Source organism: Novosphingobium sp. (genome assembly GCF_032093395.1).
In the GTDB taxonomy this organism is placed as follows: domain Bacteria; phylum Pseudomonadota; class Alphaproteobacteria; order Sphingomonadales; family Sphingomonadaceae; genus Novosphingobium.
Window position 1 is genome coordinate 1 of record NZ_DAMDBA010000147.1, and the last position, 4,371, is coordinate 4,371.

General features: G+C 61.2%; 4 protein-coding genes. 2 read left to right on the forward strand and 2 right to left on the reverse strand.

Annotation, left to right across the window (positions count from 1 at the left end; all coding sequences use genetic code 11):
• Positions 1-220, forward strand: a 220-nt coding sequence (locus RT424_RS23970; RefSeq protein WP_313443347.1) for a hypothetical protein, incomplete at its 5' end; no start/stop codon positions are given.
• Here the strand turns inward: RT424_RS23970 and RT424_RS23975 are convergent.
• A complete protein-coding gene (locus tag RT424_RS23975) occupies positions 198-473 on the reverse strand; it encodes an HU family DNA-binding protein (RefSeq protein ID WP_313443349.1) in 276 nt (91 codons plus the stop codon). The two genes, RT424_RS23970 and RT424_RS23975, sit on opposite strands and share 23 nt — an antisense overlap.
• 162 nt (positions 474-635) lie before the next feature.
• Positions 636-1,868, reverse strand: a complete 1,233-nt coding sequence (locus RT424_RS23980) for a site-specific integrase (protein ID WP_313443351.1) — start codon at positions 1,866-1,868, stop codon at positions 636-638.
• An 813-nt stretch (positions 1,869-2,681) separates the two neighbouring features.
• Between RT424_RS23980 and RT424_RS23985 the strand changes: the two genes are divergently transcribed.
• Positions 2,682-4,364 carry a recombinase family protein gene (locus RT424_RS23985; RefSeq protein ID WP_313443353.1) on the forward strand — a complete coding sequence of 561 codons (1,683 nt, stop codon included), beginning with the start codon at positions 2,682-2,684 and terminating at the stop codon, positions 4,362-4,364.
• Positions 4,365-4,371 lie beyond the last annotated feature (7 nt).

A 4,371-nucleotide genomic window follows, 5' to 3' on the forward strand; every position in this document is an offset into this window, starting at 1 on the left:
GAGCGTCCGCATTTCTGAGATCATCACCCAGAACCTGACTGTCGCAATTGTCCCACCTTTGGCCATCCAGTTCGGTAGGACCACCCTGCCAAAAATGAAGACGCCGGCCGAATCTGCTCCGGCAGACGTTTACGATGGGACGATACAAAAGCGGCACTGCGAAGTGGACGCAGTGCCGCTTCTCGCTGGCGCTTGGCTCAGCCGTTCAGCTTGTCCTTGATCGCCTTTGCGGGCGCAAAAGTCAGCTTCTTCGAAGCGGCGATCTGGATGGTTTCGCCGGTGGACGGATTGCGGCCTTCGCGCGCCGGCGAATCCTTGACCTTGAACTTGCCAAAACCGTTCAGCGAAATCTCGTCGCCTGCGGCAGCGGCATCGGCAACCGCCGCGAAAACCAGATCGACGGCCTTCTTCGCATCGGCCTTGGTGACGCCGGTCTCGGCGGCCAGCTTGTCGGCGATTTCGGCATTGTTCATGGGGTAATCTCCTGCGGTTTTTAGGAATTGTGGTGGCGTAAAGTAGAGTTGGTCGAAACGGTCAGCAACGCCGCCCGCGTAAACCCTGTGCACAGCTGCGCGCAGTTCAGTGGCGGGGCGTCCGCGATCAAACTGGGTTTGCCCGGCCTTCCCCTCCCACGTTCATGCCAGAAGTTTCATAAGCCGCCCGGCCGCACCGGCCTCGGCCACCAGGTTGCGGTTGTATGCCAGCGGCATGCGCGGGCTTTTCCAGCGCAGCGCATCCATGATGCCGGCGAGATCCTCGCCGCTGGCGAACAGATCCTGGTTGAGCCCCACCCGCGTCGAATGCGCGCTCACGCCCTTGAGCAACCGTGCCAGATCATCCTGCGTCAGATCGGGCAGGGCGCCGGCAGCGAAGGCCCGCTGGATGATCGCCCGCCAGATCGGCCCGATCGAGCCAGGGTGGAGTGCGTCCTTCCCCACATCATATTGCAAACGTGCAGGAACCGCCTTTTTTGGCAGCGTCTTGCGCAGATCCCAGGCTTCGCGGCCCGAGATGGTCTCGATCCGCCGCGCCGGCACGGCCTTCCGCGCCTTGTAGCGCCGCACCTGCACCCGGCGAAACAGCGGCCCGGCCTCGATCTCCGCCGCCGTCCGCCAGGCCGCGATCGCCCGCACTGAGCGCGGGGACAGAAAGGCCGTGGCGCCCTCCCCGTCCGGATCGCCCTTGCTGCGCGGAATCGTCAGCAACCGGGCTTCGGGGTCGAGCGCATCGACGACATGCTCCACCGCCACTGCCACCAGCTCCGAGGCACGTAGTCCCGCGTCATAGGCGGTCGACAGCAGGGCCCGGTCCCGGAGCCCCGCCAGATCGTCGCCGCAGGCCTCCAGCAGCGCCCTGATGTTGAGGCCGCGCGGCCCATCGCCCGCGACGTCCCGCACCGGCCCCTTGAACCGCAGCGGGCGCGCCTGGGTCTGCACCACCCCCTTGTCGCGGCGGATCGCGCGGAGGCGCAGCTTCACCAGTTCGGCTGTTGTCGGATCCTTGAGACCCAGCAGCTGGTGGATCTTGGCGATCGACGCCTTGTAGCGCGCCAGCGAGGCGGGCTTGGCCCCCTCCCCGGCCCGGGCGTCAAGATAGTCCGCGACCACTTCGGGAGTTGCCGGCAGCGCGATGCGGTGGGTCCGGCGGCACCACCGATCGAAGGCTTCGAGATCGCTCTTCAGCGCGCGGATCGAATGCGGTGACGAAGCCGCCTGATAAGCGCCGATCAGCGCCGCGTTGACGACGATCCTCGTGCCGGCCCGCATGTTGACCACCGCCCAGGAAAGATCGTCGCCTGCCGCCGGCGCGAGCGGGCCGGGACCAGCGGAAATCGCGGGCTTCTCGTCAAGCGGATCGGCAGCTTCCATGGCGCCGAACGGTACCTGCCTTATCGAACGGGGTCAAATATGCTTATGTGATAACTGCAATTATTACATGTACATATCGGTACTTTTTTATTAGCTTTACTAAGAAATTGAATTCTCCTGGCCAGATCGTGCGTTGGACAGCCCATAAAAGGCCGAAATAGGCCAGCGGACACCGCGTTCTTCTTCAAGGCCTATTCGAAAGCACCTTTGTTGGTTGGCAAAAAATATTTCCGAAGCCATCGAAACGCCTGTGCACGCCTTGGAACGACGGTGGAAGATTCATGGAAAAGAGCTCGTCTTGATGCCTCTTGACGTTCAAGCGCAGCCCCCCATTCCTGTAAGATCGCCCCTTCGACAGCAGGCTTCCCATGTACGTGCTCCGCCTATGTTTGGACACTTTCGCGCATTTCGGAGAGGTACTCGACACCTGCCGTGCCTTTGGGAAGCCTGCGCCTCGAGACGCTGAAGTCAGCCGCCGTTTGAACGGCGTGACCATAGACCAGCGCACGGAAGCGTGCACTAACCAGAAGCCTTATGCCGGGCTGCAAACCTATAAGGGCGCGCGGTGATCCCCCCGGAAACTGACGCGGACATTGATGGTGTCCACGAAACGGCCGACGAACGGCAAGCACGAACTCGTGAAGCGTTGGTTTGTCTCGCTCGCCTGCTCGGACGTCAGATCGCCCGCGAGTTAAACGCGGCGAATGCTCCATCTCAAAACCGAGATAACTCCGCGATCGATGAAACGTAGGGGGACAGACCGTCACTGGCGTCATGTGAGCATGACGGCCTTTCGCTGTCGGGAGTTTTTTCATGATCCGCACCGCCCTTTATGCCCGCTACTCCACTGATCGGCAAAACCCCTCGTCGATTGAAGACCAACTGCGCATTTGCCGGGAACAGGCGACCCGCGAGGGCTGGCGAGTGATCGCAAGCTACAAGGATGCGGCCATCTCGGGCTCAAGCGTGACCTTACGCCCAGGCATTCAGCAGTTGCTAGAAGATGCAAGGACAGGGAAGTTCGATCTTCTGCTGGCAGAGGCGCTGGACCGTATCTCCCGCGATCAGGCCGACATCGCCACGCTTTACAAGCATCTACAGTTTGCCGGCATAACCATAGTCACTCTCGCCGAAGGAGAAATCTCCGAACTCCATGTCGGCCTCAAGGGCACGATGAACGCACTGTTCCTGAAGGATCTTGCGAAGAAAACCCATCGCGGGTTGCGTGGCCGCGTCGAGAAGGGAAAGTCTGGGGGCGGACTGTCCTACGGCTACGATCTGGTGAGGTGCCTCGACGCCGGTGGTGAACCGATCCGCGGCGATCGCACGATCAACCTGGTTGAAGCCGAGGTCATCCGCCGCATCTTCCGTGACTACGCGAATGGCGTCAGCCCTTTGACAATAGCCAAGCGGCTCAATGCGGAAGGGATACCCGGCCCGTATGGCAAGCTCTGGGGCAACACGACGTTGCGGGGACACATCAAGCGCGGCACCGGCATCCTCAACAACGAACTCTATGTCGGTCGGCTGATCTGGAATCGGCAACGTTACCTCAAGGATCCTCGGACGGGTCGACGTGTCTCCCGCATCAATCCCGAATCCGAGTGGATTACAACGAAAGTACCCGAGCTGCGAATTCTCGATGACGATTTGTGGCAAGCCGTGAAGGCCCGCCAAACTTCCCTGCGCATTGACTACGCTGGCTCCATGGATAGCGCGAACGTGGGAGAGGAACTTCGTATGAAGCGCCGTCCAAAATCATTGTTATCCGGCCTGCTCGTCTGCGGCACCTGTAATGGTCCGATCTCGCTGCGAGGACAGGATCGCTTCGGGTGTTCGGCGCACTTGAACCGACGTTCGTGCACGAACGCTCGCACCATCAAGCGCGAAGCGCTTGAAGCGCGGGTTCTCGAGGGCCTTCGCCACCGGTTGATGGCTCCTGAGATTGTGGCTGAAGCCATCCACGCCTATGTCGAGGAGACCAACCGCCTGAACCAACAACAGCGCGCGGCAGCGGCTGCTGACGAAGCGGAGCTCAAAAGGGTGGTGAAGGCCATCGAGCATCTTGTGAACATGGCAGCCGATGGTGATGGCACGCGGGGTCTGGTCGACAAGCTGTTGGCACTGGAGGCGCAGGAAGACGCCATACGGGCGCGGATGAGCGAGGCACCTTACATTGCCCCGGATATCCATCCGAACATTGCCAAGTTCTACCACAAGAAAGTTGAGCGCCTATCCGAGGCGCTTCACCATCCCTCTGAACGAGATGAGGCGGCATGCGCCATTCGCGGTCTGATCGAGCGCGTCACTCTGTTTCCCGGAGCCAAACCTGGCGAGATGAGCGCCACGCTGCACGGTGAGTTCGGGGCTATCATGGAATGGGCGTCGCAGCACGAAACCGCCGGAAACAACGGCGGATCCGGATCTGTTGCTACGCCAATGTCGGTATCGGTGGTTGCGGGGGTAGGATTTGAACCTACGACCTTCAGGTTATGAGCCTGAC

Coding starts and splice junctions, on each gene's coding strand:
- RT424_RS23975 (WP_313443349.1), bottom strand. CDS start 473: ATGAACAATGCCGAAATCGCCGACAAGCTGGCCGCCGAGACCGGCGTC.
- RT424_RS23980 (WP_313443351.1), bottom strand. CDS start 1,868: ATGGAAGCTGCCGATCCGCTTGACGAGAAGCCCGCGATTTCCGCTGGT.
- RT424_RS23985 (WP_313443353.1), top strand. CDS start 2,682: ATGATCCGCACCGCCCTTTATGCCCGCTACTCCACTGATCGGCAAAAC.